18 protein-coding genes and 1 pseudogene are annotated in these 25712 nt (G+C 61.9%); 9 read left to right on the top strand and 10 right to left on the bottom strand.

What is annotated here, in order from left to right:
• Positions 1-157: 157 nt before the first annotated feature.
• From EKL02_RS18555 to EKL02_RS09900, 6 genes and pseudogenes are all read right to left on the bottom strand, one after another.
• Positions 158-1423 carry a PHB depolymerase family esterase gene (locus EKL02_RS18555; protein WP_241687862.1) on the bottom strand — a complete coding sequence of 422 codons (1266 nt, stop codon included), beginning with the start codon at positions 1421-1423 and terminating at the stop codon, positions 158-160.
• Between the two features lie 399 nt (positions 1424-1822).
• A pseudogene (locus tag EKL02_RS18550) lies at positions 1823-2542 on the bottom strand (PHB depolymerase family esterase); the annotation flags it as partial.
• 382 nt (positions 2543-2924) lie between these two features.
• Positions 2925-4118: an amino acid aminotransferase gene (locus EKL02_RS09915; protein ID WP_128901894.1), complete on the bottom strand. Its 1194-nt coding sequence runs from the start codon at positions 4116-4118 to the stop codon at positions 2925-2927.
• Between the two features lie 13 nt (positions 4119-4131).
• Entirely contained in the window at positions 4132-4323 is a 192-nt protein-coding gene (locus tag EKL02_RS09910) for a DUF2970 domain-containing protein (RefSeq protein ID WP_128901893.1), read from the bottom strand.
• A 17-nt stretch (positions 4324-4340) separates the two neighbouring features.
• Positions 4341-5624: a cytochrome c gene (locus EKL02_RS09905; protein ID WP_128901892.1), complete on the bottom strand. Its 1284-nt coding sequence runs from the start codon at positions 5622-5624 to the stop codon at positions 4341-4343.
• Positions 5625-5633: 9 nt separating this feature from the next.
• Positions 5634-6386, bottom strand: a complete 753-nt coding sequence (locus EKL02_RS09900) for a c-type cytochrome (protein ID WP_241687676.1) — start codon at positions 6384-6386, stop codon at positions 5634-5636.
• 208 nt (positions 6387-6594) lie between these two features.
• Here EKL02_RS09900 and EKL02_RS09895 point away from each other — a divergent pair, with 208 nt between their 5' ends.
• Positions 6595-8046 carry a PLP-dependent aminotransferase family protein gene (locus EKL02_RS09895; protein ID WP_128901891.1) on the top strand — a complete coding sequence of 484 codons (1452 nt, stop codon included), beginning with the start codon at positions 6595-6597 and terminating at the stop codon, positions 8044-8046.
• Here EKL02_RS09895 and EKL02_RS09890 read toward each other — a convergent pair.
• Positions 8022-8924: a phosphate/phosphite/phosphonate ABC transporter substrate-binding protein gene (locus tag EKL02_RS09890; protein WP_128901890.1), complete on the bottom strand. Its 903-nt coding sequence runs from the start codon at positions 8922-8924 to the stop codon at positions 8022-8024. The genes EKL02_RS09895 and EKL02_RS09890 overlap by 25 nt on opposite strands.
• On the bottom strand, positions 8921-11188 hold the full coding sequence (locus tag EKL02_RS09885) for an EAL domain-containing protein (protein ID WP_241687675.1): 2268 nt from the start codon (positions 11186-11188) through the stop codon (positions 8921-8923). The genes EKL02_RS09890 and EKL02_RS09885 overlap by 4 nt, the downstream gene beginning before the upstream one ends.
• Before the next feature lie 316 nt (positions 11189-11504).
• Between EKL02_RS09885 and EKL02_RS09880 the strand changes: the two genes are divergently transcribed.
• From EKL02_RS09880 to EKL02_RS09855, 6 genes are read left to right on the top strand one after another with little or no spacing between them, the layout of a single operon-like run.
• A complete protein-coding gene (locus EKL02_RS09880; RefSeq protein WP_128901889.1) occupies positions 11505-12716 on the top strand; it encodes an efflux RND transporter periplasmic adaptor subunit in 1212 nt (403 codons plus the stop codon).
• 12 nt (positions 12717-12728) lie between these two features.
• On the top strand, positions 12729-15878 hold the full coding sequence (locus EKL02_RS09875; RefSeq protein WP_128901888.1) for an efflux RND transporter permease subunit: 3150 nt from the start codon (positions 12729-12731) through the stop codon (positions 15876-15878).
• Positions 15871-17316, top strand: a complete 1446-nt coding sequence (locus tag EKL02_RS09870) for an efflux transporter outer membrane subunit (protein ID WP_128901887.1) — start codon at positions 15871-15873, stop codon at positions 17314-17316. Before EKL02_RS09875 ends, EKL02_RS09870 begins: the two co-directional genes overlap by 8 nt.
• Positions 17313-17933, top strand: coding sequence for a TetR/AcrR family transcriptional regulator (locus EKL02_RS09865; protein ID WP_128901886.1), 621 nt, complete (start codon positions 17313-17315; stop codon positions 17931-17933). The genes EKL02_RS09870 and EKL02_RS09865 overlap by 4 nt, the downstream gene beginning before the upstream one ends.
• Positions 17934-17987: 54 nt before the next feature.
• Positions 17988-18938: an aldo/keto reductase gene (locus EKL02_RS09860; RefSeq protein ID WP_128901885.1), complete on the top strand. Its 951-nt coding sequence runs from the start codon at positions 17988-17990 to the stop codon at positions 18936-18938.
• Positions 18939-18946: 8 nt separating this feature from the next.
• Positions 18947-20245: an NAD(P)/FAD-dependent oxidoreductase gene (locus EKL02_RS09855; protein ID WP_128901884.1), complete on the top strand. Its 1299-nt coding sequence runs from the start codon at positions 18947-18949 to the stop codon at positions 20243-20245.
• Between the two features lie 55 nt (positions 20246-20300).
• Here the strand turns inward: EKL02_RS09855 and EKL02_RS09850 are convergent, their stop codons facing one another.
• The gene (locus EKL02_RS09850) at positions 20301-20756 is read right to left on the bottom strand and encodes an acyl-CoA thioesterase (RefSeq protein WP_128903457.1); all 456 of its coding nucleotides are present in this window, start codon (positions 20754-20756) and stop codon (positions 20301-20303) included.
• Between the two features lie 52 nt (positions 20757-20808).
• Here EKL02_RS09850 and EKL02_RS09845 point away from each other — a divergent pair, with 52 nt between their 5' ends.
• Entirely contained in the window at positions 20809-23481 is a 2673-nt protein-coding gene (locus EKL02_RS09845) for a bifunctional acetate--CoA ligase family protein/GNAT family N-acetyltransferase (RefSeq protein ID WP_128901883.1), read from the top strand.
• A 16-nt stretch (positions 23482-23497) separates the two neighbouring features.
• Here EKL02_RS09845 and EKL02_RS09840 read toward each other — a convergent pair whose 3' ends face one another.
• Positions 23498-24406 carry a LysR family transcriptional regulator gene (locus EKL02_RS09840; protein WP_128901882.1) on the bottom strand — a complete coding sequence of 303 codons (909 nt, stop codon included), beginning with the start codon at positions 24404-24406 and terminating at the stop codon, positions 23498-23500.
• An 80-nt stretch (positions 24407-24486) separates the two neighbouring features.
• Between EKL02_RS09840 and EKL02_RS09835 the strand changes: the two genes are divergently transcribed.
• On the top strand, positions 24487-25671 hold the full coding sequence (locus EKL02_RS09835) for an MFS transporter (RefSeq protein WP_164932002.1): 1185 nt from the start codon (positions 24487-24489) through the stop codon (positions 25669-25671).
• Positions 25672-25712: the final 41 nt, after the last annotated feature.

The raw sequence follows: 25712 nt of genomic DNA, 5'->3' as shown, positions 1-25712 counted from the left end.
CCGACGAGCCCGGCGAAAGCAACTGCAATTCAGCTTAGTCACGCTAGCCAGCAAGGATTTGCGGCTGATCAATGAGCGAAATGGTTAAAAAAACCCGCCCTCCATGATGGAGCGGCGGGTTGGATACAGCGTTGGCTGACAGTACTGCGCGTACCGTTCAAGGACAGGTGCTGTCGATGACGTAGTAGTTGGTGCCAGTCTGGCGCAGCTTGGTGATAACGAAGGTGTTGTACAAGCCCATGCTCTGGTTGGAGCCGTTGGCCTTCGCGGTGCCACTGCTGTTGTAGGCACGGCCAGCCGTCACATGAGCGTAGTTGCTCGTGTTGAAGCATGCGCCCGCTGCCACCGTAGTGGTCGTGGTCGTGGACGTCGTGGTGGCCGCTGCCGAGGTCGTGGTTGTTCCCGCAGTCGAGGTCGTGGTGGCCGCCGTGGAGGTGGTTGCCCCGCCGGTCGTCGTCGTGGTGGTGCCGCCGACACGCAGGTTATTGTCGAACCAGAACTTGGTGATGTACGCCGGGTAATTGACGGTCGTATTGTTCACGAAGTTCGTGTTCTGGCCGCCTGCACCGGCCGGCCAGGCATGTGCCAGGCCAGTGACCGCGATCTGCGAAGTGCGGATCTTGCCATTGAGCGTGTGCTGGGTGCCGCTGCCGCCGCCGGTCACAGTAATGCTGCCGCTGCTGTACGTGCTGCCGTAGACCATGCGCATGGCTTCCATGTTCAGCGGGCCATAAGCCTGGCCGACGGTGTAATCCGAGCCGCCCCATACGGCATTGGCAATCTGCGTCGAGAAGTGGCTGGCATTGCTGCCGGCCAGACTCAGGCAGGTGTTCTTTGCGGTGGTGGAAGTGTAGCCCGATGGTACCGAACCAATCTGGCCGGAGGATGTGCCCAGCGAAGGACCGGCATTGTTGCCGATGCCGGCAAACACATCCGGCGCCAGGCAGCCCATGACCATGGTCTGGCCGCCACCCGACGACAGGCCGGTGACATACACCTGGCTTGGATCAATGGCGTATTGCGGATCATTCTTGAACCGGTTAATCAGGTCGAGCAGCACGCCGCTATGGCCAGCGGTGCGGCTATGGCTGGTGCCGTAATAGTCCCAGCAGTGCACCGAGGCGACGTTGCCGGTGGCGTTCGGCGCCAGGATCACGGCACCGTACTGGTCAGCGGCAGCTTTCCAGTTGTAGCCGCCATCGCCAGCATTGATGACATCATTGGCAGCGGTCTGGCTGCAGCCGTGCAAGACCAGGATCAGCGCGCGCTTGCCGTTGACTGCCGGCGCCGTCGCCGGCCAGTAGAAATACCCTTGCAGGTTGCCGCCATGGGCCGCATCCGCGCCCCAGGTCTGGTTGCCGCTCCAGGTGCCCGGCCCCGGCGGCACGCTCGATGCCAGCGTGGTCGTCGTGGTGGTCGCCACCGTGGAGGTGGTTGCGCCGGCTGTCGTGGTTGTGGTGGCAACTGCTCCCGGATTCATGGGGTGCGTCTTGAAGAAATCGGCTGCGACCTGGGCGCTATTGATCCCCTTGTTGATGATCCACGGGCCGCGCTGGGCCGCCCCTGCCCACCAGTGGCCGCGCTTGATATCTTCTTTCACTGCTTCGTTGGAGGAAGGCTCGTACACGTCGCTGGTCATGTCGACCACGCCGGCACTGCGCAACTGGGCTTCTGTCACATCCATGATGACCGCTTCGACCAGGCTGTTGCCATAGCCATCGTTGCCGTACTTGCTCCAGGTGTAAGGCAAGCCATTCACGCTGCCGGCAACCGACGAAGTCGGCGTGGCACTGATACCCAGGCCATCGGCGGCGCGCAGGCCGAGGAAGGCATCGATGACGCTCTGGCCGACCTTGATCGGCACCGTGCAATCCTTCTTGTTGTGCATGACCAGCACGGGCGGCTGGCGCAGCGTGCTCTTCTGCATTTCCGTGCGCATCTTGGAAATGGCGGTGGAGGTTGCCTGCACGGTGCCCAGATTGTAATCAATGACCGTCTGGCATGGTGTCGTGCCGGTATAAGTCGCCGAAGTCTCGCCGTAGCCGATGCCTTCGACGATCACCGCCGAGGCAAACACGTCCGGGTAGGCGACCTGGGCAATGGTGCTCATGGCGCCGCCACTGGAAATGCCGGTAATGTGGACGCGATTGCTGTCAACGGTGAAGCGCCCCTTCATGTAATCGACCATGCGCTTGATATCGAGCACCTCACCGCCATCGCGATGGATATTGGCGTCGAACCAGTAGCCCCAGCAATTGGGGTTGCGCCCGTCGTTGTCGTTGGCGCTGGCGTCGTTGTTCTGGAATGGATACAGGACAATGGCCTTGTCGCGCTCGGCAAAGGATTCCATGCCCATCAGATCGGTCATGGTGCGCTCGGTCTGGCGGCAGCCATGCAAGACCACCCACAGCGGCGCCGCAGTGCCGGCGACATAGGTGTTGGGAACGTAGTAACTGAAATGACGATCCTTGGATCCGGTGCCCGATGCCGTCTGCACGACATGGTGGGTAAATCCTGCAGCCTGTGCGGACGATGCGTACATCCCGGCGATGAGCAAGGCGGCAGCGACACCCTTCAGCCATGTACGCAGGGAAGGCGCATGCGCCGTCGTCATTTTAGTGTTCATTCCGGTCTCCTCCTGGGCGCTCTTGGGCACCCAATAATTGGTCGTGTTTGCAAGTCCATCAAACTTGTTGCGTCATTCAATGTACTTCTCAGTCCAAGCTACTCCTTATCTTGGGCAATTTCAAACAGACAATTATTAAATTCCATTAAATCCAGGCGATTACTGGCCGATATGCCAGCCGCACTTGCACTTAACACAAGGGAATTTTTACAGAAATGCGTAGGTGCGGTGCAGCATGCATGTGCACGGACCAATGGCTTGGCGTGCCCCGGCATGACCGGGGCCACCATGCCAAGGATTAAGCCATCACCTGCACCAGCGCGGCCGCAACGCGTTGGACGTTGCCGGTCGTCAGGCCGGTAATGCAAACCCGTCCAGAATCCAGCAAATAAATGCCGAAGCGCTCGCGCAGCGCCTGGGCATGGGTGGCAAACAGCTGGCTGTAGCTGAACATGCCGCGCTGGGAAAGGAGGAAGCCGCATTGGGCATCCGGGCGCAATGTTCGGACCTGGTCGTGCAATTGCTGGCGCATCAGCAGGATGCGCGCGCGCATGGCCTCGACTTCGGCGCGCCACATGGCATTGAGCTTCGGATCCAGCAGGACGCGCGCGACGATCTGGCCGCCATGCGTGGGCGGGCTGGAATAGCTGCGCCGCACCGTGAATTCCATCTGCCCCAGCACCCGCTCGGCTTCCTCGGCATCCTTGCAGACGATGCTGAGCGCACCGCAGCGTTCGCCATACAGTGAAAAAGTCTTGGAAAAGGAATTGCTGACAAAGAAAGACAAGCCGGCATCCGCCATGGCACGAATGGCGTAGGCATCCTCATCCATGCCCTGCCCCAGTCCCTGGTAAGCAATATCGCAGAAGGGGATCAGTTCGCGTGCGACGCAAATGCGCACCACGTCATCCCATTGCGCCGGGGTCAGGTCGACGCCGGTCGGGTTATGGCAACACGGATGCAGCAGCACGATGCTGCGCGCCGGCAGTTGCTTCAGGCATGCCGTCATACCGGCAAAATTGACGCCGCTCGTGGCGGCATCGAAATACGGGTAGCGGTTCACGGCAAAACCGGAACCGGAAAAAATCGCCGCGTGGTTATCCCAGGAGGGATCGCTCACCCAGACTTGCGACTCCGGGAAATACTGTTTCAGCAGGTCGCTGCCGAGCTTCAGCGCGCCGGAACCGCCGATGGTCTGGGCGGTAGCGATGTGCCTGGCGGCGACTTTGGGATGCGTGGCGCCGAACAGCACTTCCTGCACGGCCTGGCGGTAATTGGCGGCGCCCGCCATCGGCTGGTAAATGCAGGCTTGCGTATCGGCTTGCAGGGCTTGCTCGGCAATATGCACCGATTCCAGTTTTGGCACATTGCCCGCATCGTCGTAATACAGACCGATGGTCAGGTTGACCTTCTCCGGGCGGGGATCCTGGCGGAAGCGGTCCACCAGGGAAAAAATCGGGTCGCCCGGATAGCGGGGGAAGTGCTCGAACATTGCGTGCTCCAGTTTATTGCGCCAGGAAATGGATCGCGGTTTTGGCAAAAACGAGCATTATCGCAATAAAACCACCGGCGGCAAGCAATCCGACCAGAATAATATGGTGCGGCTTGAGCGTCTGAAGGTCGGCGTCATAGCCGCTTTTCTTTCGGACCCCGAAAAAGCTCCACAGGATCATCCTGACGAGTTTTAAAAAATGCATTTCTCTCTTTCCTCCTGTCAGTACAAGGGCGTCCCACGATAACGGCCCACCTCGACCGGCGATACCAGGCCGGCACGGTGCCCCCAGGCGTTGCGCATGTAGGAGACCACGGCGGCGACTTCGGCGTCAGTGAGTTCATGCGCGAATGGCGGCATGCCGTAGGGGCGTGGGTTGCCTTCGGTATTGGGCGGGTAGCCGCCGTTCAGGACCATGCGGATCGGATTGACCGCGGAATGCATGGCCAGCGCATGGTTGCCCGCCAGCGGCGGATAGGCTGGCGGATGCCCCTGCCCACTGGCGCCGTGGCAATCGACACAGTGCTTTTCATAAATGCGCGCACCGAGCTTCAGCACCAACTCGCTATCGGCGGCGGACGCGATGGCTTGCGTTTTGGGTGGCGCGGCGGTTTTCGGCAGCGACTTCAGATAACCGGCAATCGCCGAGGCATCGGCATCACTCAGATACTGCAGGCTCTGGCCCACCACTTCCGCCATCGGGCCGGAGGCCGTGCCCCGCATCGATACGCCGGTTTTCAACAAATCAACGATGTGCTGCGCTTCCCAGTTGCCCAGCCCTGCTTCGGTATCCGACGTCAGCGCAGGCGCATACCAGTTCTGCACCGGGATCAGGCTGCCGGCCAGGTCGAATTTTTCCTGGATGCCGCCCAGCGTCGTGCGGCTGGTATGGCAGGCGCTGCAATGGCCGACGCCCTGCACCAGGTAGGCGCCGCGGTTCCATTCGGCCGCCTTGGTGGACTCCGCCACATATTGCCCGGGGTTGAAATACAGGGTGCGCCAGCCGGCGAGCAAGAGGCGCTGGTTATAGGGAAAACGCAGTTCATGCGCGCGGTTTGGCTGGTTGACCGGCGCCAGGGTGCGCAGGTAGGCAAAGATGGCATCCGTATCCGCGCGCGTCATGCGGGTGAAGTTCGTGTATGGGAAAGCCGGATACAGGAACTCGCCGTTTTTCGATTTGCCGTTGTGCATGGCACGCCAGAAATCGTCGGCACGCCATTCTCCGATGCCCGCTTGGGCATGCGGCGTCAGGTTGGGGCCGTAGATATTGCCGAATGGGGTGGCGATGGCGCGCCCGCCGGCATATGGTTCGCCGCCGCGTGCCGTATGACAAGCCATACAGTCGCCGAGCCTGGCGAGGTACGCCCCGCGGGCCACCTGTGCGGCAGCATCGGCAACGGGCGCAGAGGGAATATCGCTGCCGGGCTCATGCAGAATCTGATAACCGAGGATGGCAGCCGGAACAAGGATGATAAGGGCCAGAATGGCCAGGAGCAGGCGTTTCATGGCGATTCCTTATTTGGCTGCGCCATCGATCGCGCCGACACTGCCGCAGGGCAGCGGCAACTTCGCCGGCAGGGACTGCGCCGGTGCACTGTCGCCCGGTACCGGCTGCGCCGCCAGCCAGGCCGAGACGGCGCTGACATCTTCCGGATTGAGACGGGTGGCAATCTCCGCCATGCAGTCCGGCGATGGTGTCCGGCGGGTTTTGTTGCGCCAGGAGCCGAATTGCGCATTCAGGTAATCGCGCGGCAACCCCAGCAGGCCGGGAATCGCGGGAACAACGCCGGTCAGTTTCTGGCCGTGGCAGGCAATGCATGCCGGGACGTTTCGGGATGCATCGCCGGAAAGCGCCAGTTGCTTGCCGCGCGCCAGTTGCGCCTGCGTGGCCGCCGGCGCCTGCGGCGGCGGATACGGCAGGTGCTGGCCCGCAAAATAACCCGCCAGTTCCTTCAGGTAGGCGTCCGACATCTGGTCGACCATGTAAGTCATCATCGGATACTGCCGGTGGCCATCACGGAAATTGACCAGCTGGTTATACAGGTAACCGGCCGGCTTGCCCGCGATGCGCGGAAAGAAACCTTCATTGGTCGCGCGTCCCTCCTTGCCGTGACAGGCCGCGCAGGCCAGCGCGCGCTGGGCAATGGTATCGGGAATGGCGGGTTGTGCCGTCGCAGCACCGATGGGCGCGAGCGCAGCGACGACTGCGAGCAGCAAGCCCGTCGACCAGCGCGCAGGGCTGCGGTCAAACCGGAGGTAATTTTTCATGGTTATCAACATCTTGATTGGGACATCATCTTCCTGCAGCATCGGGCCGGAACGCCGTCCTGGACAAACCTGGCTATTATGGCCTTCAATAAAAAAATAAACAGTAGCAGAAACGCGCAAAATAACCATATCAGATGTCACCGCCAAAACAGCTGCCCAGAAGGCATGGGCACTGCCACGGCATTGATTGCTGATATGATCCTTGCACATGAAACGCTATGAATCCCTCGCCGAAGAAATTGCCCAGTCCATCAGATCCGGCGTCATGAAACTGGGGGACCGCTTGCCGTCGGTCCGTCAGGCCAGCGCCAGCCGCGGCGTCAGCGCCTCCACGGTATTCGAAGCTTATTACATGCTGGAAGCCCGCGGTTTGATCCGCGCGCGCGAGCGCTCCGGGTACTATGTCATTGCCGGGGCAAAAGCGCTGCCGCCCGAGCCTGAAGTCGCCTCGCGTCCGGATGGCAATTCCATGCCGGTGGATGTCAGCACGCTGGTGTTCGACATCCTGGAGTCCAGCAGAATGCGCGATGTGGTGCCCTTCGGTTCGGCCTTTCCCAGTCCCCTGCTATTCCCCTTCGGCCCGCTGGCACGGTCGATGACCTCCGCCATCCAAAAAATGGATCCCTGGAGCACGGTCGATGACATCACGCCAGGCAATGCCAATTTGCGCCGGCAAATTGCCTTGCGTTACCTGATTGATGGCTTGCATGTCCATACCGATGAAATCGTCATCACCAACGGTGCGCTCGATGCCCTGAACCTGTGCCTGCTGGCCGTCACGCGCCCGGGCGATGCCGTCATCATCGAATCACCCAGCTTCTATGGCGCCTTGCAATCGCTGGAGCGCAACGGCTTGAAAGCCATTGAAGTGCCGACCCATCCGCGCGAAGGCATCGATCTTGCGGCACTGGCGCAGGCGCTGGAACGGCACCATCCCAAGGCTTGCTGGCTGATGACGAATTTCCAGAATCCGCTCGGCAGCCTGATGCCGGATGAAAAGAAACGCGCCCTGGTCGAATTGCTGACAAAGCACGATGTGCCACTCATCGAAGATGATGTCTATGGCGAATTGTATTTTGGCAGCAAGCGGCCCATACCAGCCAAGGCCTTCGACACCAAGGGCCTGGTCATGCATTGCGCATCGTTTTCCAAATGCCTGGCACCCGGTTACCGGGTCGGCTGGGCTGCGCCAGGACGTTACGCAAGCGCCGTTGCACGCCATAAGCTGACCACGACACTTGCCGCCTCCTTGCCGGCGCAGGCGGCATTGGCGGAATATCTTGCCAAGGGCGGGTATGACCGCCACCTGCGGCAATTGCGGCATGCCTTGTCAGTGCAGCAGAACGCCATGATGGAAGCAGTGGCGCGGCATCTTCCGTCCGGCACCCGGGCCACGCGCCCGCAAGGCGGCTATTTCCTGTGGCTGGAATTGCCGCAGCATATCGATGCGCTGACGATCCACCGCCAAGCGCTTTCCCTGGGCATCAGTGTGGCGCCCGGACCGATGTTTTCGGCGCAGCGGGAGTTTGGGAATTGCCTGAGGATCAACTATGGCCACGCGTTTGATGAGCGCGCCGAAGCGGCCCTGGTCACACTGGGCCGCCTGGCAAATGCGCAAGGCGGCGCCAGCCAGCCTCAGGGCAAATCGCGCAAGATCTGATAATCCGCGTCAGCGATCGGCACAAAACGAACCGCCTTGATCCTTCCCAGCAGGATCTGCCGGCTTCTGCCCTCCTTGCCCAGGAAGACCGCGCGGATTTTTTCCTTGATTGCGCTGCACAGCTGGTCCCGGTACACGAACGGATTGCGTGGAATTGCTCCCGAGCGCCACAGTACGCGGAAATCCGAGGCGTCAGCCTCGCCCCGCTCGACCAGGGAAGACAACAGCGAACTTGAAATGAAGGCGGCATCGACTTGCCCGGCGAGCAAGGCCAGCGCCGCCCGATCGTGGGAACCCGTATAGCCGATCTGGCCAAAGTAGCGCTCCAGCGGTGCATTCACCCGAACGGAAAATGCCTGGCGCGGAATCTGGGCCCCGGAGGCGCTATCCGGATCGACCAGGGCAAGGCGCTTGCCGCGCAGGGAATCCAGGGAAGTAAATGCGCTTTTCTGCCGCACCACCAGCAGGGCATTGTAAAAGGCCCCCTCTTCCTGGAACGCCCCCGTCTTTTTGGCCGTGGAAGCAAAGGCAACGATGCGCGCATCGGCCCTCCTGGCACTGATATATGCGGCAGGGCCAAGGTTCGCCAGGTCGATCGCGCCCGCAAGCAAGCCCTCCACTACTGCGCCATAAGACGATGTCTTGACGACGTCGACCGGCAAGCCGGTGGCAGACTGCAGCGCATCAAACAAGGGACGCATCGCCTCGATGTCTTTGTCCAGGTCGTCTTGCGGAACAATGGAAAAACGCAGCCGCTGCGGCTTTTCGCATTGACCGGCCAGGGCATGCGTGGACGAAGCCAGGAGTGACACAGCGAGCAGGAGTTGCGACAGCCAGCGCCCCCAACCCGGGGATAAAGAAGCCGGGAATTTGTTCATGCTGGTGAAAATCTTCCACGATGAAGCAATGCTTCGACCTCTGCGGCGTCGGCAGGCCGCTGGAAGAAATAGCCCTGGACCTGGTCGCAGCCGGCGGTTTTCAGGTGCACCAGCTGGTCCATGCTTTCCACCCCTTCGGCCACCACCATCAAGCCCAGGTTATGCGCCAGCGAAATGGTGGATGCGACGATCGCAGCATCGCTTGGGTCATTGCGGATATCGCTGATGAAGGAACGGTCGATCTTGAGCGCATGCAGCGGCAGGCTTTTTAACTTGCTCAAGCCGGAAAATCCGATGCCATAATCGTCGAGCGCGATGCGGATGCCAAGATCCTGGAATTTCCTGAGCACCGTTTCGGCAAATGCATGATCCTCGATCAGGCAGCTCTCCGTCACCTCGAATTCCAGCAACCCCGGGGCGATGCCGTAGCGCTCCAGCGCCGCTGTCACGGTTTCCAGCAACGTCACATCCTTGAGCTGCCTGGCTGACACGTTGACGGCGACCGGCTTGACCGGGACGCCGTGCTGCAGCCAGATGCCGAGTTGACGGCATGCCTCTTCGATCACCCAGTTACCCAACGGGACAATCAAGTCATTTTCTTCGGCAAGGCCAATGAAGTCGTTCGGGTAAAGCAAGCCATGCTCCGGATGGCGCCAGCGCACCAGCGCCTCCAATCCTGCCACGTGATAATCCTGCAAATCCACGCGGGCCTGGTAATGCAGGCAGAATTCCGACTCCTTGATGGCGCGCCGGAAGCGCCCCAGCAATTCATTCTGGCGCACGGACGTCGCATTCAGCGCCATGTCATAGAAGCGATAGGTGCCGCACCCGGCCAGCTTGGCGGCGTACATGGCGGCATCGGCATGGGTCAGCAAGACTTCCACATCCTGGCCATCGCGCGGATACAGGGCAATCCCGATGCTGGGAGCGACCTCGACATCGTGGCCATCAAGATCGAGAAACGGTGCACAGATTGCATCCACCAGTTTGGCGGCGATGCGCGCCACATGCTCTTCCGTGGCGACCTCGGACACAAGCATGACGAACTCGTCGCCGCCCAGGCGCGCGAGCAAATCATATTCGCGCAAGGCGCCGCGCAAACGCCCGGCGACGGCTTGCAGCAGGCGGTCGCCAACGGCGTGCCCCAGCGTATCGTTGATCAGCTTGAACTTGTCCAGGTCGAGAAAAAATAGCGCATAAAAATTGCGGCTGCGCCGGGCCCGCGCCAACTCGGCCGTCGCCAGCTCATAAAAGAGCATGCGATTGGGAATCCCGGTCAGGTGGTCATGCGAGGCCAATTGCAGCGCCCGGGTCTTTTCTTTTTCCAGTTGCGCAATCAAGCCATGCTTTTCCTGCTGCGACTCTTCCAGGACCTTGTAAAGACGGTGCTGGCGGCGCGCGATCACGGCCAGCCCAATAGTGAGCAACAGGAATACCAGCGTCGTATAGGACGCGCGGATAACGTAGTCGCGATGTTGCGGGATCAGCTTGCGCACCACCATGTCGGGGCTGCGGCTGACCACCACTGCCAGCGGATAAGCCGGCAGTCTGCGGTAGAGACCGATCCGGCCACCTGATTCGCCGGGACGGCTGGTGCCGACTTTGCTGCTGAGCGCGGCGCTGGCAAGAAACCGGGCATATTCGGCAGTTTTCAGATCAAGCCCGGCCGACAGGGTGGCGCCATTCAATTCCGCCAATTGATAGCCATCGGTGCGCAGGATTTCGATCCGGCCGCCTTCGCCAAGGTCGACTTCCCGGTACAGCCGCAGAAAATAGCCCAGGTCGACAATGGCGGCAAACATTCCCACCTGGCTGCCGCCCGAGAACAGCGGCAGCAGTACGGGTACCCGCCAGGCAGAACTGGAATCACCGTACGGGCGGCTGATGACAAGCGCTGGCCGGACGCTGCCTGCCTCGGCTTGCGGCGCGCGCAGAAAGTCAGCCACCGACCGCGCAAGTTCCGGTTCGGCATGACGGTTGGCCGATGAATGACGCAAGCGGCCCGCCGCATCAAAAACCGCCATGCGCAAGTAGGCGCGGTCGCCGTTGTAAATAGGATTGAGATAGTTCGCGGCGCTGCTATCGCCTTCGAGCAAAGAAGTGCCGATCTTTGCATAGAGCTCGGCGCGCCCGAAAACTTCTTGCAGATTTGCCGCCAGAATGGCCGAGATATTCCCGCTTTCGGCTATGGCGTTGTCAAGCGCCAGGGTTTTTTCGTTTTCAACCCGCGACAGCGTTACCGACCACAAGACAAATGTCGACAATCCGGCAAGGATAAAGGCGCCTGATATCCAGGCCTTTTCACTGAATATCAGTTTTTTTATGCGCCGCAGCGATTGAAAGGGAGAGAACTGAAAAATTTGACTCAAAATAAAGTCGCGATAGGATTGACGGACGGCGGGCGCAAAATCCGTGGAATTACAGTGTACTTAGGCAATATTTCACGGTGATAACGATATTTGCCATAAAGCATTAATTAATATTCAGCATTAAAGCAAAGAGAATGATCATTCACTCTTTTGTGTTAAGATCACGCTTGAGATCATTCGGCTCGTGCCCACCCATTTTTTGAGGTCACTCATGTTGTCAATAAAAACCTTGTCACGCCTCCCTGCCCGCACCGTACTGCTAGGCGCAGTCAGCCTTGCCGTTCTTTCTGCCTGCGGCAAGACCCAGGCGCCGGCGCCCCAGCCCGGACCGCCGGAAGTCAACGTCGTCACGCTGCAGCAGGAAAGAGTCAGCCTGACACGCGAACTACCTGGCCGCACCAATGCATTCCTGCTGGCAGAAGTCCGCCCGCAAGTGAGCGGCATCATCAAGCAGCGTCTCTTTACCGAAGGCGGACTGGTGAAAGCCGGACAACCTTTGTACCAACTGGATGACGCCACCTACCAGGCCAATACGGCCAGCGCGCGCGCCAACCTGGCGCGCGCCCAGGCAACCCTGAAATCGGCGGACCTGAATGCGCAGCGCTCGGCCGAACTGATCAAGATCGACGCCATCAGCAAACAAGACAATGAAAATTCCGCGGCCGCCCTGGCGCAAGCCAAGGCCGATGTCGCCGCCGCTGAAGCCGCCGTACAAAGCAGTCATGTCACCCTGGCCTATGCCCGCATCACCTCGCCGATCACCGGGCGCATTGGCAAGTCCAGCGTGACCCAGGGCGCGCTGGTGACCGCCAACCAGACCGCGCCACTGGCCACCGTACAGCAGCTCGATCCCGTCTATGTCGACCTGACCCAATCCGCCAGCGAATTGCTGCAGCTGCGCAAGGACCTGGCTGCAGGCAAGCTGGCGCGTTCCGGCGATGTGCCGGTGCAAATCGTCCTCGACGACGGCAGCCGCTATCAGCACGACGGCAAGCTGGCCTTCACCGACGTCAGCGTCGATCCCGGCACCGGCAGCTACTCGCTGCGCGTTACCGTGCCAAATCCCGACAATATCCTCATGCCGGGCATGTATGTACGTGCCGTCGTCGGCAGCGGCGTGCGCGAAAATGCCCTCCTGGTGCCGCAGCAAGGCATTGCACGCGATCCCAGAGGAAATACCACGGCAATGGTTGTCGGCAAGGATGGCAAGGCGGAAGTGCATCCCGTCAAGGTCAGCCGCGCCATCGCCGACAAGTGGCTGGTGGAGGAAGGCCTGGCGGCAGGCGACCGTGTGATCGTGGCCGGCCTGCAGAAAATCAAGCCCGGCGTGCCGGTCAAGGCAGTCGAGGCAGCTGCAACTGCAGCGCCTGGCAAGCCTGCCGCACCGGCCGCCAATCCGGCAGCCGCTGGCGCAAAACAGTAAACGGGGTATTCCATGGCACGTTTCTTTATCGATCGCCCTATTTTTGCCTGGGTCATCGCCATCATCATCATGCTGGCGGGTGGCCTGGCCATCACCAAGCTGCCGATCTCGATGTATCCGACCATCGCGCCGCCGACGGTCGTGGTCAACGCAACCTACCCCGGCGCCTCTGCCAAGGTGGTGGAAGACTCGGTTACGCAAATCATCGAACAAAACATGAAGGGCCTGGATGGCCTGATCTACATGTCGGCGAACAGCTCTGGCAATGGCAGCGCGCAGATCACCCTGACCTTTGATAACAAGATCAACCCCGACATCGCCCAGGTGCAGGTGCAGAACAAGCTGCAACTGGCGATGCCGCTGCTGCCGCAGGAAGTGCAGCGCCAGGGCGTCAACGTCAGCAAATCCAGGAGCGGATTCCTGCAGGTTGTCGGCTTCGTCTCGAAAGACGGCAGCATGACCAAGGATGATATTGCCGACTATGTCGTCGCCAGCATGGTCGATCCGCTCTCGCGTGTTCCAGGCGTTGGCAACATCCAGGTATTCGGCTCCAAGTACGCCATGCGCATCTGGCTCGACCCCAACAAGCTCGACACCTACAAGCTGGCCTCGGCCGACGTCATCGCGGCGGTCAAGGCGCAGAATGCCCAGGTGGCCGTCGGCCAGCTCGGCGGCGCGCCATCGGTCCCGGGGCAGCAGCTGAATGCCACAATCTCCGCGCAAGACCGCCTGCAAACGCCGGACCAGTTCCGCGACATCGTGGTGCGCAGCAATCCGGACGGTTCAGTACTCAAGCTGGGCGATATCGCCCGCGTTGAACTGGGCGCTGAAAATTATGAATTCATCACCCACTACAACGGCAAGCCTGCCACCGGTATCGCCATTTCCATGGCGACCGGCGCCAACGCGCTGGACACCGCCGCAGGCATCCAGGCCAAGCTCAAGGAACTCGCACCCTTCTTCCCGCAGGGCTTGACCGCAGTCACGCCGTTTGACACCACGCCTTTCGTGGAAGTATCCATCAAGGGCGTCGTCAAGACGCTGGCCGAAGCCGTCCTGCTGGTCTTCCTGGTGATGTACCTGTTCCTGCAGAATTTCCGCGCCACGCTGATTCCCACCATTGCCGTACCGGTGGTGTTGCTGGGCACCTTCGGCATCCTCGCCGCACTGGGCATGTCGATCAACATGCTGACCATGTTTGCCATGGTGCTGGCGATCGGCCTGCTGGTGGACGATGCCATCGTGGTGGTCGAAAACGTTGAGCGCATCATGAGCGAGGAAGGCCTTTCGCCGCTGGAAGCCACGCGCAAGTCGATGGACCAGATCACCGGTGCGCTGGTCGGCATTGCCCTGGTACTGTCGGCGGTGTTCGTGCCCATGGCGTTCCTGGGCGGCTCGACCGGCATCATTTACCGCCAGTTCACCGCCACCATTGTCTCGGCCATGGGCTTGTCGGTGCTGGTGGCGATCGTGCTGACCCCGGCCCTCTGCGCCACCATGCTCAAACCGCTGACCAAGGGCGAGCACCACGGCCAGAAAGGCTTCTTTGCCTGGTTTAACCGCAACTTCGAGCGCACCAGCGCGGGCTACCAGCGCGGCGTGCGCGGCATGCTCGGGCGCGGCAAGCGCTTCATGGCGATTTTCATTGCGCTGGCGGCGGTCATGGCACTCCTGTTCATGCGCCTGCCTAGCTCCTTCCTGCCGCCGGAAGACCAGGGCATCCTGTTCACCATGGTGCAGGCGCCCGTCGGCGCTACCCAGGAGCGCACCATGGAATCGCTGCGCAAGATTCAAAACCATTTCCTGGAAAACGAGAAGGACGTGGTGGAATCGGTGTTTACCGTCCAGGGCTTCAGCTTCGCCGGCCAGGGCCAGAACAACGGCCTGGCGTTCGTCAAGCTCAAGGACTGGAGTGAACGCAAAGCGGCCGGCCAGGGCGTCGACGCGGTCGCCGGCCGGGCCATGGGCGCCTTCAGCCAGATCAAGGACGCCATGGCATTCGCCTTCGCGCCGCCGGCGATGCCGGAACTGGGCACGGCGGCGGGCTTCGCTTTCTTCCTGAAAGATAATGCCGGACAGGGACATGAAGCCTTGCTGGCAGCGCGCAACCAGTTGCTTGGCGGTGCGGCACAAAGCAAGCTCCTGACCAAGGTACGCCCGAACGGCCAGGAAGACACGCCACAGTTCCGCATCGATATCGACAAGGAAAAGGCTTCCGCGCTCGGCCTGTCGCTGACCGACATCAACAGCACCCTCGGCACCGCCTGGGGCGGGCAGTACATCGATGACTTTATCGATCGCGGCCGCGTCAAGCGTGTCTACATGCAAGCCGATGCGCCATTCCGCATGACGCCGGAAGACTTCAGGCAATGGTCCGTGCGCAACAAGAATGGCCAGATGGTGCCCTTTGCGGCCTTCGCCAGCTCGCGCTGGGAATACGGCTCGCCACGCCTGGAACGCTACAACGGCGTGCCGGCAATGGAAATCCAGGGTGAAGGCGCTCCGGGCGTCAGCTCCGGCGACGCCATGGCAGAGATCGAGCGGCTGGTAGCGCAACTGCCGCCGGGTTACAGCATCGACTGGACCGCCCTGTCCTACCAGGAGCGTCAGGCCGGCTCTCAAACCACCGTGCTGTACGTGCTCTCGCTGATGATCGTGTTCCTCTGCCTGGCCGCCCTGTATGAAAGCTGGACCGTGCCGACCGCCGTGCTGCTGGTTGCGCCACTGGGCATCCTCGGCGCCGTGCTGGCCAACACCCTGGCCGGCATGCCGCGCGACGTCTACTTCCAGGTGGCCATGCTGACCACCGTCGGCCTGTCGAGCAAAAATGCGATCCTGATCGTCGAGTTCGCCAAGGCAAACCTGGAACGCGGCATGGAGCTGGTCGACGCAACCATGCATGCCGTACGCGACCGCCTGAGGCCGATCATCATGACTTCGCTGGCATTCGGCCTCGGCGTGCTGCCGCTGGCACTGGCCACCGGTGCCGGCTCCGGCGCGCAACGTGCAATCGGCACCGGCGTGGTCGGCGGCATGCTGGCCGGCACCATCCTTGGCGTCTTCTTTATTCCGTTGTTTTTCGTGCTGGTGCAACGCATGTTCGGCCGCAAGCAAGCGTCCGCAACCGTTGCCGTACCGGCAACAGGAGCTTCCCATGACTAAACCCTTGCTCACCACCCTGGCACTGGCAGTGGCGCTGACCGCCAGCGGCTGCGCCATGCTGGAACCGCAGCTGCCTGCGGCAAATGCGACCATTCCGGCCGACTGGCCCTTGCCGCCGACGACTGCTGCCGCAAAATCTCCTGCCACTGCGAATGGTTCCACGACCACCGGCACAGCGGCAGCGGAACAGGCGGTTGCCGACATCGGCTGGCGCGATTTTTTCAGCGACCCGAAACTGGAGGACTTGATCGCCCGTGCGCTGGACAATAACCGCGACTTGCGCGTGGCGGTCCTCAATGTCGAGCGCGCGCGCTCCCTCTACGGCATCCAGCGCGCCGACCGCTTTCCATCGGTTGCCGCCAATGCCGGCCTGAGCCGCACCGGCGGCAATGTCGCCAATCCCGGCGACGTCTACAGCGCCGCCATTGGCGTCGGCTTCGAGCTCGACCTGTTTGGCCGCGTGCACAACCTGAGCCAGGCGGCATTGCAGCAGTATTTCGCCCAGGAAGAGGCACGTCGCAGTGCCCAGCTCGCCCTGATCGCCGAAATCGCCGGCACCTATCTCGCGCTGGCCGCGGACATGGAATCCCAGCGCGTGGCCCAGGCAACGCTGGATAACCAGCAAAAAGCCTATGACCTGGTCGTCAAGCGCCATGACCTGGGGGCGGTATCTGCGCTGGACCTCGCCCAGTCGCGCACCACTGTCGAAAGCGCGCGCGCCGATGCCGCCCGCTACGCTGGGCTGGTCGCCACCGGTACCAACGCCCTGCGCCTGCTGGTGGGCGCACCGGTGGATGCTGCCATGCTGCCGCAAGGATTCGATATCGCGGTTTCCGGCATCGCGCCGCTGCCGGCACAGCTGCCGGCGCAAGTGCTGCTGCGCCGCCCCGACGTGCAGCAGGCAGAACACCTGCTGCGCTCGGCCAATGCGAATATCGGCGCCGCCCGTGCCGCCTTCTTCCCGTCCATCTCGCTGACCGGCAGCGTCGGCACTGCCAGCAATGAACTGTCGGGACTGTTCGGATCCGGCACCCGCATCTGGAGCTTCATCCCGCAGATCACCCTGCCGATCTTCCAGGGCGGCCGCCTGCGCGCCAACCTGGGCGTGGCCACCGCGGATCGCGACATTGCCCTGGCGCGCTTCGAGAAATCCATCCAGGCGGGCTTTCGCGAAGTTGCTGACGCACTGGCGCTGACCCGCTCGCTGGCAGATCGCCGCACAGCCCAGCAGGCGCTGCTGGATGCGGCAAGCCGTGCCCATGACCTGTCCAAGGTGCGCTACGACCAGGGCCGCGACAGCTTCCTGAACCTGCTGGATGCGCAACGCAGCCTGTATGCGGCGCAACAGGGGCTGGTCTCAGCGCAACTGGCCGAGCAGGCAAACCGCGTCACCCTATACAAGGTATTGGGCGGCGGCTGGATGGAGCAGGCAAAATGAACGCTGTTTCTCAGGGACCATCCCGGCACACGGAACGCGCCCAGGCCCAGCGCGAGCGCATCCTGTGCGCTGCGCAGAAATGTTTCATCGAGCACGGCTTCCATGCTGCCGGCATGGCCCTGATCGCTGAAACAGCGGAAATGAGCCCGGGGCTGATCTACCGCTATTTCGACAGCAAGAACGCCATCATCCTGGCAATCGTCGGACGCCAGCTCGAAGATGCCCGCACATGCATCCGCGCCTTGCATGACGCCCCTGACATGACAGCTGCCGCCCTCGACACCTTCAACTGCTGGCGCAATGGCGACCCGCGCATGATGAATGCTGCGCTGTTCCTTGAAATGACCGCGGAAGCCAGCCGCAATCCCGAGCTGGTCGCGGCGTTTGCCGACTCCGACCAGGCCGTACGGTGCGAACTGGCCAACTGGCTGTCTGCAGATGTCGCCTCCGGCGGTAAGGGTCTGCCGCCAGAGGTCGCCAGACTGCGCGCCATCAGCCTGCAATGTTATTTCGTAGGACTGGCAATCCGCGCCTTGCGCGAACCGGACATTTCCCAATCCGATCTGCAGGCGGCAATCGGGCAATTCATGCAGGGGCTGTATTCCACGGTAGAATGATAAAAAGGCAATCAGCCATGATGCCTCTTTGTCGTCCCCTGCCAGGAGCCTTTCATGAATCGCCGTCCGCTTGGCCGCACCGGCCTGGAAATCGCGCCGCTGGTCTTCGGTGGCAATGTGTTCGGCTGGACCGTGGACCAGCCGACCGCGTTTGCCCTGCTTGACCGCTTCAGCGCTGCCGGCCTGAACGCCATCGACACTGCCGATGTCTATTCTTCCTGGGCGCCTGGCAACCGGGGGGGTGAGTCGGAGAGCATCATCGGCAACTGGCTGAAGGCATCGCCCGGCCGTCGCGAAAAGATCGTCATCATCACCAAGGTCGGCTGGGCCTTCAGTCCGGACAACAAGGGTCTGTCGGCAAAGCGCATCATCGCCGCGGCCGAAGGCTCCCTGCGCCGTCTGCAGACCGATTACATCGACCTATACCTGAGCCATTGTCCCGACCCCGATACGCCGCTCGAGGAAACCCTCGAGGCGCATGACCTGCTGCTGCGCCAGGGGAAAATCAGGTCCGTTGGCGCCTCCAACCACGATGCCGTGCAAATGCGCGCCGCATTGACGCTGGCTGCAGACAAGAACCTGCCGCGCTACGAGGTTCTGCAGCCGGAGTACAACCTCTATGATCGCGCCGGCTTTGATGGCCCGTTGCGCGACCTGTGCATTGCCGAGGGTCTCGGCGTCATTACCTATTTCAGCCTGGCGTCCGGATTTTTATCCGGCAAATACCGCTCGCCTGCAGACCTGGGCAAAAGCGTGCGCGGCCAGCGCATCGCCCGTTACCTCAACCCGCGCGGCCTGCGCATCCTGGAGGCGCTTGAGACGGTAGCCCGGTCACACGCCGCACAGCCTGCCGAAATCGCCCTGGCATGGCTGATGGCGCGCGAAGGCGTCACTGCGCCGATCGCCAGCGCGACCTCGGTCACGCAGCTCGACAGCCTGATCCGCGCGACCCGCCTGTCGCTGTCGGCAGCCGACCACGAACTTCTGGATTCCGCAAGCAAATAAGGAGAACTATGCAAGAGCAATTCGTCATTGTCGGCGGCGGCGCAGGCGGCCTCGAACTGGCCTGCAAACTCGGCCGCAAGCTTGGCCGCGCCAGGGTCACCCTGGTCGACTGCCGCCTCTATCACATCTGGAAACCGTCACTTCATGAAGTCGCCGCAGGCACCCTGGATATCCACCAGGAAGGCTTGTCCTACCAGATGCTGGCGCACGACAATGACTTTACCTTCGTCTACGGTGCCCTGACTGCGGTCGATCCCGCCAGTCGCAGCCTGACGGTATCCGCCGTCACCAGCGACACCGGCGCTGCGCTGCTCCCGGAACGCCAGCTGGCATTTTCGGCGCTGTGCATTGCCGTGGGCAGCGTTTCAAATTATTTCGGCGTTGCGGGCGCGCAAGAACACACCATTTCACTCAATGCGACAGAAGATGCCGAGCGCTTCCGCCTCAAGATGCTGGAATTGCTGACCATGGCCGAACTGCGCAAGGAATCACAGCCGCAAGCGGGGCTGGATATCGTCATCATCGGCGGCGGCGCCACCGGCGTCGAGCTCGCCGCCGAATTGCGCGAAGCCAGCAGCGTCTATGCCGACTACGGTTTCCGCAAGCTCGATCCTGCGCGCGACGTGCGCATCACCTTGCTCGAAGGCGCGCCGCGCATTCTGGCGCCGCTGCCGGAAAGGGTTTCCAGTGCCGCCACCCGACTGCTTGCCAAGCGTCATGTCAGCGTCGTGACCGGATGCCGGGTGGTCGATATCCAGCCAGGCAGCGTCAAGGACGCCGAGGGCGTCACGCGCCCGGCCGACATTTGCGTCTGGGCCGCCGGCATCAGGGCGCCCGCATTCCTGGCCACGCTGGGCCTGCCGACCAACAAGAGCGGCCAGCTCGACGTCACCGACCGGCTCAATGTCAGCGGCCATACCGACATCTACGCCATCGGCGATTGCGCCGCCTGTCCCGGCAACGATGGCAAGCCGGTGCCGCCCCGTGCCCAGGCGGCCCACCAGCAGGCTGACTACCTGTTCGACACCTTCGTACGCCGTGCCACGGCCAGACCAGCTCCGGCGCGCCCCTATGTTTACCGTGACTATGGCTCGCTGGTCTCCATCGGCCAGCAAACCACGGTCGGCAGCCTGATGGGGTCGCTCAAGGGCCTGAGCTGGTTTGTCGAAGGCTTTTACGCCCGCATCATGTACATCAGCCTGCACCTGATGCACCATCAGGCGATCATGGGCACCTTGCGCACCGGCGTGCTGGCCGTCGGGCGATTCCTGGTCAAGCGCACCACGGCCCTGGTCAAGCTGCACTAGCAAAAACAGTCGGTGGCCAATGCCCCGGGAGCAGTTTTGTGATTGCCGGCAGCGCTCAGGCTGCTGCGGCCCGGCGCATTTCCTTGCGCCGCGTGGCCGCAGCAAAGCGACGTTCTTCATCCGGGGTGGATGGCACAAGCGGCTCCAGGGGTGTTGGCTTGCCATTCTGATTCACCGCGACCATGGTAAAGAAACAGCTGTTGGCATGGCGCACGGAACGGGCCTGGATATTTTCGGTAATGACCTTGATGCCGATTTCCATCGACGTATTCCCGGTATGGTTCACCGATGCCATGAAGGTCACCAGCTCGCCGACATAGATGGGTTGGCGGAAAGTGACCTGATCGACCGACAAGGTCACCACGTAGCTGCCGGAATATCGGCTGGCGCAGGCGTAGGCAACCTGGTCGAGCAGCTTCAGGATGGCGCCGCCATGGACATTGCCGGAAAAGTTGGCCATGTCCGGCGTCATGAGAACGGTCATGGTTAGTTGATGATTTGGCAGGCTCAGCTGATTCAAGGGTACTTCCTTTGCTTTAAAATGAGGGTTTTCCGGGAGGATTATGGAAAAGCATTATCTTAACCCGCTATTTTCACCGCGTTCAATCGTCGTGCTGGCGCATATTCCTGATTCCAGCGCGCCGGGAAGCTCTTGCGGGCAACTGGCGGTAAAACATATCCGCGAATCCGGTTATACCGGCAGTCTCGAGTTTCTCGATCCCGCCGCTGAAAATGCCCTGGCAAGCCGGGGCAAGCCCGGGCCGGATCTGGCGCTGCTGGCCCTGCCCGAGCCGGAACTGGCGGACGCTCTCGAACTGGCCGCCCGCATGGAATGCAAGTCGGCATTGATCCTGTCGAAATCCGTCAGCATGCGCCAGGCGCAGGAACTCAATGCGATTGCCAGACGTCATGGCATCTACCTCCTCGGCCCGAACTCGCTCGGATTGCAGCGTCCGAACCTGCAGCTGAATGCCAGCGTGCTCTGCTCCAGTGCGCAGAAAGGCTCGCTGGCGCTGGTCTCGCAATCCGGCGCCCTGACCAATTCGGTGCTCGACTGGGCCGGCCGTAACGGCGTCGGCTTTTCCGCGGTGGTCTCGCTCGGCCCCGGCACCAGCATCGATATCGCCGACGTTCTGGATTACCTCGCGGACGACAACACGACCCGCAGCATCGTCGTCTATCTGGAAGGCATCCGCGACGCACGCCGTTTCATGAGCGCGCTGCGCGCAGCCGCCAACGCCAAGCCCGTGATCGTGCTGAAGGCCGGACGCCAGCCTTCCGGCACCAAGGCCGCCCTGACCCATTCCGGCGCCATCGTCGGCAGTGATGACGTCTTCGACGCGGCGCTGCGGCGCGCCGGCGCGGTGCGCGTACGCTCCTTCGTGCAACTGTTCACCATCGCCAAATGCCTGTCCGCACGCCATCGGCCGCAAGGCCGACGCCTGGCAATCGTTACCAACGGCGGCGGCCCGGGCGTGCTGGCGGCCGATTGGGCGAATGATCTTGGGGTAACCTTATCCACGCTCACGCCCGCTTCCCTGGCTGAACTGGCGCCACGCCTGCCGCAACAGGCCAGTTACGACCCTCTGGTTGACCTGAGCGATGCAGCAGGCCCGGAAGATTACCGCCTTACCGTTGCTGCACTGGCGGCAAGCGATGACGTGGATGGCGTACTGGCAATCCTGTCGCCCCGACCGGGCCTTGACAGCGCGACGGTGGCCCAGGCCCTTGCCGACCTGCAGCCCTCCATCGGCAAGCTGGTCATTACCTGCTGGATGGGCGACGAACAAGTCGTGGCCGCACGCGCGATTCTCAACAAGGCGAGCATTCCGACTTTCCGCACTCCCGAAGCGGCTGTCGAGGCCTTCGACATGGCATCGTCGTTTTACCTCAACCAGAAATTGCTGCAGCAGACGCCTACGCCTCTGTCCAAGTTCGACAAGCCCGATATCGAAGGCGCCCGCATCCTGATCGAAACCGTCCTGGCCGAGCGGCGCAAGGTGCTGACCGAGATGGAATCGAAGGCGCTGCTGGCGGCTTTCCGCATTCCGGTCACACGCACGATCCTGGCGCGCTCGGCCAATGAAGCCATGCTGATCGCCAATCAGCTCGGCTATCCGGTGGCGCTGAAAATCGATTCACCCGATATCCCGCACAAATCCGACGTCGAGGGTGTGGCCCTGAATGTCAACAACGCCGCATCGGTGCGCGATACCTGGCAGGACATGATGACGAAGGTCAAGCGCCGCCTGCCGGACGCCCGTATCAGCGGCGTCACCATCCAGAACATGTCCGGCAAGCCGCATGGCCGGGAGTTGTACATCGGCCTGTCTTCGGAAGAGCCCTTTGGCCCCGCCATTTCCTTTGGCGCCGGCGGGCGCATGATCGAAGTGATTGCCGATCGCGCCATTGAATTGCCGCCGCTAAACCGCTTCCTGGCACAGCACCTGATTTCGCGCGTACGCTCGGCTGAAACCCTCGAAGAATGGCGAGGCGCGCCGGCGGCCGACCGCGAAGCCCTTGAGCGCATCCTCATGCGCGTTTCTGAAATGGTCTGCGAATTGCCGCAACTGCGCGAGATGGACATCAACCCGGTGATTGTCGATGCGGACGGCGCGCTGGTGGTGGATGCCCGCATCGTCGTCGACCATGCTCCCTCCGATGCCCGCGAATACGGCCACCTGGCCATCCTGCCCTATCCTGCCGAGCAGGAGCGGGAGTGGCCGCTGCCAGGCGGGACCAGCTATACGCTGCGGCCGCTGCACCCTTCAGACGGCGCCATGCTGCAAGCCTTCGTCAAGGGGCTCTCCCATGAAAGCCGTTATTTCCGCTTTGCCACCGCCGTCTCGGAACTCTCGGCGCGCATGCTGGCGCGCTTCACGCTGATTGACTACGACCGCGAAATGGCGCTGGTGGCGATCCATCGCAATGCGGCACCGCCTGACGGTGGCGCGGCGGAAGAACACGTCATCGCCATCTCCCGCTACGTCACCAATCCGGACTCGACCAGCTGCGAATTCTCGCTGGTAGTCGCCGACGAATTCAATGGCCAGGGACTGGGCACGCGCATGATGCTCTCCATCATGGATGTCGCCCGCAACAAGGGATTGAAGCGTATCGAGGGCCTGGTCCTGAACAAGAATGCCCCCATGCTCAAGCTCATGCGCAGCCTGGAATTCGAGATCGGGCCCTACGGCGACGATCCCGATTTCCGTCTGTGCAGCCGCGAACTCTGAGCCATTGCCGGCGTCCTCACAGGCGCTGGCATACCTCGTAGACTTGCTGCCGCAGCCACTGGTGCCCCGGATCCTGCTGCGAACGCTCGTGCCAGTATTGCCCGATCGGCACAGTGGCCAGCGGGGCTGCCATCGGCAGCACTTCGAGGGGAAAGTGCCTGGTTAACAACACGGCCAGGCGCTGCGGACAGCTAGCCAGATAATCCGTCGATTCCAGTAGGAACGGCGCTGCCAGGTAAGTCTGCATGCGCACCGCGATACGCGGCTCGATGCTGACACCCTGGCTCTGCGCCAGGCTTTCCCAGGGCAACCAGCTACCGTAAGGATTCACCAGCACATGCGGGTAGCGATTCAGCGTCGCCAGTCCGGGACGGGCGCGCAATGCCGGATGGCCGCTCCGGGCCAGCACCACGTTGGTTTCTTCGAACAGGCGCTGCTGCCGCGTCGGACCGGCCAGGAAAGGTAAGCCGCCCAGCGCCAGGTCGGCATCGCCGTGCGCCAGCGCCAGGGCGAAATCCTTGCCGTCATGCTTGGAAACGACCTCCAGCAACACCTTGGGCGCGAGTTCCTGCACCCGCGCCAATATGGCCGGCAACAGCACGGCAATCGAATAATCGCTGCATATCAGGGTAAACCGGCGACTGGAGAGGCGGTGGTCGAAGCCGGTTTGCTGCAGCGAGCCACGCAGGAGTTCGAGCGCCCGCATCACATCTGCCGCAATCACCTCGGCATGCGCGGTAGGCGCCACGCCCTGCCCTGCGCGCACGAACAGCGGTTGCCCGATCGCGTCACGCAGGCGCCCCAGGCTGTTACTGACGGCAGACTGGGTTAGCCCGAGGCGCTTTGCCGCGCGTGACAGGTTACGCTCGGCATAGACCACTTCAAACACCGGCAAGAGGTTCAGATCAATATCTTTAATATTCACGATATAAATAACTATTATCTACAATATTGAACATTGTAAATAATTATGCGATGTTTGCAAGATACCGGGAGAGATCGCGAATGTGGCAGCAAATGCGGCGCGAAGAGCGCCTGAAAATGGGTATCGTGCTTGGCATGACCCTGATTTATGGCTGTGTGCTCGGCTCGCAATTCTACGTCGCGCGGCTGGTCAATGTCCTTGGCGGCAGCGCAACCGATGCCGGTTTGCTGCTGATCCTTTCCGTGCTGCCGGTCTTCGGCGTGGCCATGCTGGGCCGCCGTCTGGCTCGCAGGCTCCCGCCACCGCAAATGCTCAGCCTCGGACTGGCCTGCCATGCCTTGCAGTTGCTCCTGCTGGCCAAGGCAAGCACCCTGACCATGCTGCTACCGGCGATGCTGTTGAGCGGATTCGGCTACGCACTGTCGTTTGCCACCTTGCTCAACGGCGCAACTTCCCTTGCCCCGGGTACGCATTATGCCCAGAGCATCGCCTACATGACCCTGACCTCGCAAATGGGTATCGGTCTGGGTAGCCTGCTCGCTGCCCTGATAGAACCTGCGCTCGGCACCAACGGCGTATTCTGGATCCCGATGCTGCTCGCGCTGACGGGCATGGTACTGGCATCGCGCCTTCCTTCGGCCGCCGCTGCAAACGCCGCCGCGCCGCCACCTCCACCCCTAACAGGAAAAATTGCCAAGGCGCGAAACCGCAGCCTCATGTTCGAGATATTCCTTTTAATGGGCGTGCTGGGACTGGCGTTCGGCGTGCCGCTGCAATTCGTGCCGATGTGGCTGGCCAGGGCGCCGGAGATGGCATTTTCGCCGGCGTATTTTTTGACGACCAGTTTTTTCACGATCATGCTGACCCGGCTGTTGTTCAGCCACCATTTGAACGGCCCTCGCGAGTTTGGCGTCGTAGTCGCCTGCTTCGTCGTCCTTGCGCTCTCCATCGCCGTGCTGGGGCAGGCCCACACCCCGGCGCAATTCGTTGCTTGCGCCATTGCTTATGGTGGCGCCTACAGCCTGATGTATCCGAGTTGCACTGCCTATGTACTCGGCAAGGCGGATCCGGCCGAACGCGGCGCGTGGGCAAACTGGGTATTGCTGGCCTACGAAGTTGGCGCGCGTTGCCTGCCGGCTGCCTTCGGCATCATCGCCGACCAGGGCGGATTCCCCCTGACATTCCTGTTGCTGGCCGCGGTGGTTGTAGCGGTCGCTGCCTGGCATGTTCCCCGGCGCCGGCGGCTGGCCAGGACTTTCAACTGAATCCCCGCCAGAGGAACCTCCAGGCAAGCTTCGATGCCGGG

The sequence above is a fragment of the Janthinobacterium sp. 17J80-10 genome, from assembly GCF_004114795.1.
Taxonomy (GTDB): Bacteria; Pseudomonadota; Gammaproteobacteria; order Burkholderiales; family Burkholderiaceae_D; genus Paucimonas.
Note: the sequence above shows the minus strand (reverse complement) of the source record. Positions and strands in the feature narration are given on the sequence as shown.

What these genes read in the sequence shown, in the direction of transcription:
- EKL02_RS09915 (WP_128901894.1), bottom strand. Translation starts at nt 4,118, where the DNA reads ATGTTCGAGCACTTCCCCCGCTATCCGGGCGACCCGATTTTTTCCCTG.
- EKL02_RS09910 (WP_128901893.1), bottom strand. Translation starts at nt 4,323, where the DNA reads ATGCATTTTTTAAAACTCGTCAGGATGATCCTGTGGAGCTTTTTCGGG.
- EKL02_RS09905 (WP_128901892.1), bottom strand. Translation starts at nt 5,624, where the DNA reads ATGAAACGCCTGCTCCTGGCCATTCTGGCCCTTATCATCCTTGTTCCG.
- EKL02_RS09900 (WP_241687676.1), bottom strand. Translation starts at nt 6,386, where the DNA reads ATGAAAAATTACCTCCGGTTTGACCGCAGCCCTGCGCGCTGGTCGACG.
- EKL02_RS09895 (WP_128901891.1), top strand. Translation starts at nt 6,595, where the DNA reads ATGAAACGCTATGAATCCCTCGCCGAAGAAATTGCCCAGTCCATCAGA.
- EKL02_RS09890 (WP_128901890.1), bottom strand. Translation starts at nt 8,924, where the DNA reads ATGAACAAATTCCCGGCTTCTTTATCCCCGGGTTGGGGGCGCTGGCTG.
- EKL02_RS09880 (WP_128901889.1), top strand. Translation starts at nt 11,505, where the DNA reads ATGTTGTCAATAAAAACCTTGTCACGCCTCCCTGCCCGCACCGTACTG.
- EKL02_RS09875 (WP_128901888.1), top strand. Translation starts at nt 12,729, where the DNA reads ATGGCACGTTTCTTTATCGATCGCCCTATTTTTGCCTGGGTCATCGCC.
- EKL02_RS09870 (WP_128901887.1), top strand. Translation starts at nt 15,871, where the DNA reads ATGACTAAACCCTTGCTCACCACCCTGGCACTGGCAGTGGCGCTGACC.
- EKL02_RS09865 (WP_128901886.1), top strand. Translation starts at nt 17,313, where the DNA reads ATGAACGCTGTTTCTCAGGGACCATCCCGGCACACGGAACGCGCCCAG.
- EKL02_RS09860 (WP_128901885.1), top strand. Translation starts at nt 17,988, where the DNA reads ATGAATCGCCGTCCGCTTGGCCGCACCGGCCTGGAAATCGCGCCGCTG.
- EKL02_RS09855 (WP_128901884.1), top strand. Translation starts at nt 18,947, where the DNA reads ATGCAAGAGCAATTCGTCATTGTCGGCGGCGGCGCAGGCGGCCTCGAA.
- EKL02_RS09845 (WP_128901883.1), top strand. Translation starts at nt 20,809, where the DNA reads ATGGAAAAGCATTATCTTAACCCGCTATTTTCACCGCGTTCAATCGTC.
- EKL02_RS09835 (WP_164932002.1), top strand. Translation starts at nt 24,487, where the DNA reads ATGTGGCAGCAAATGCGGCGCGAAGAGCGCCTGAAAATGGGTATCGTG.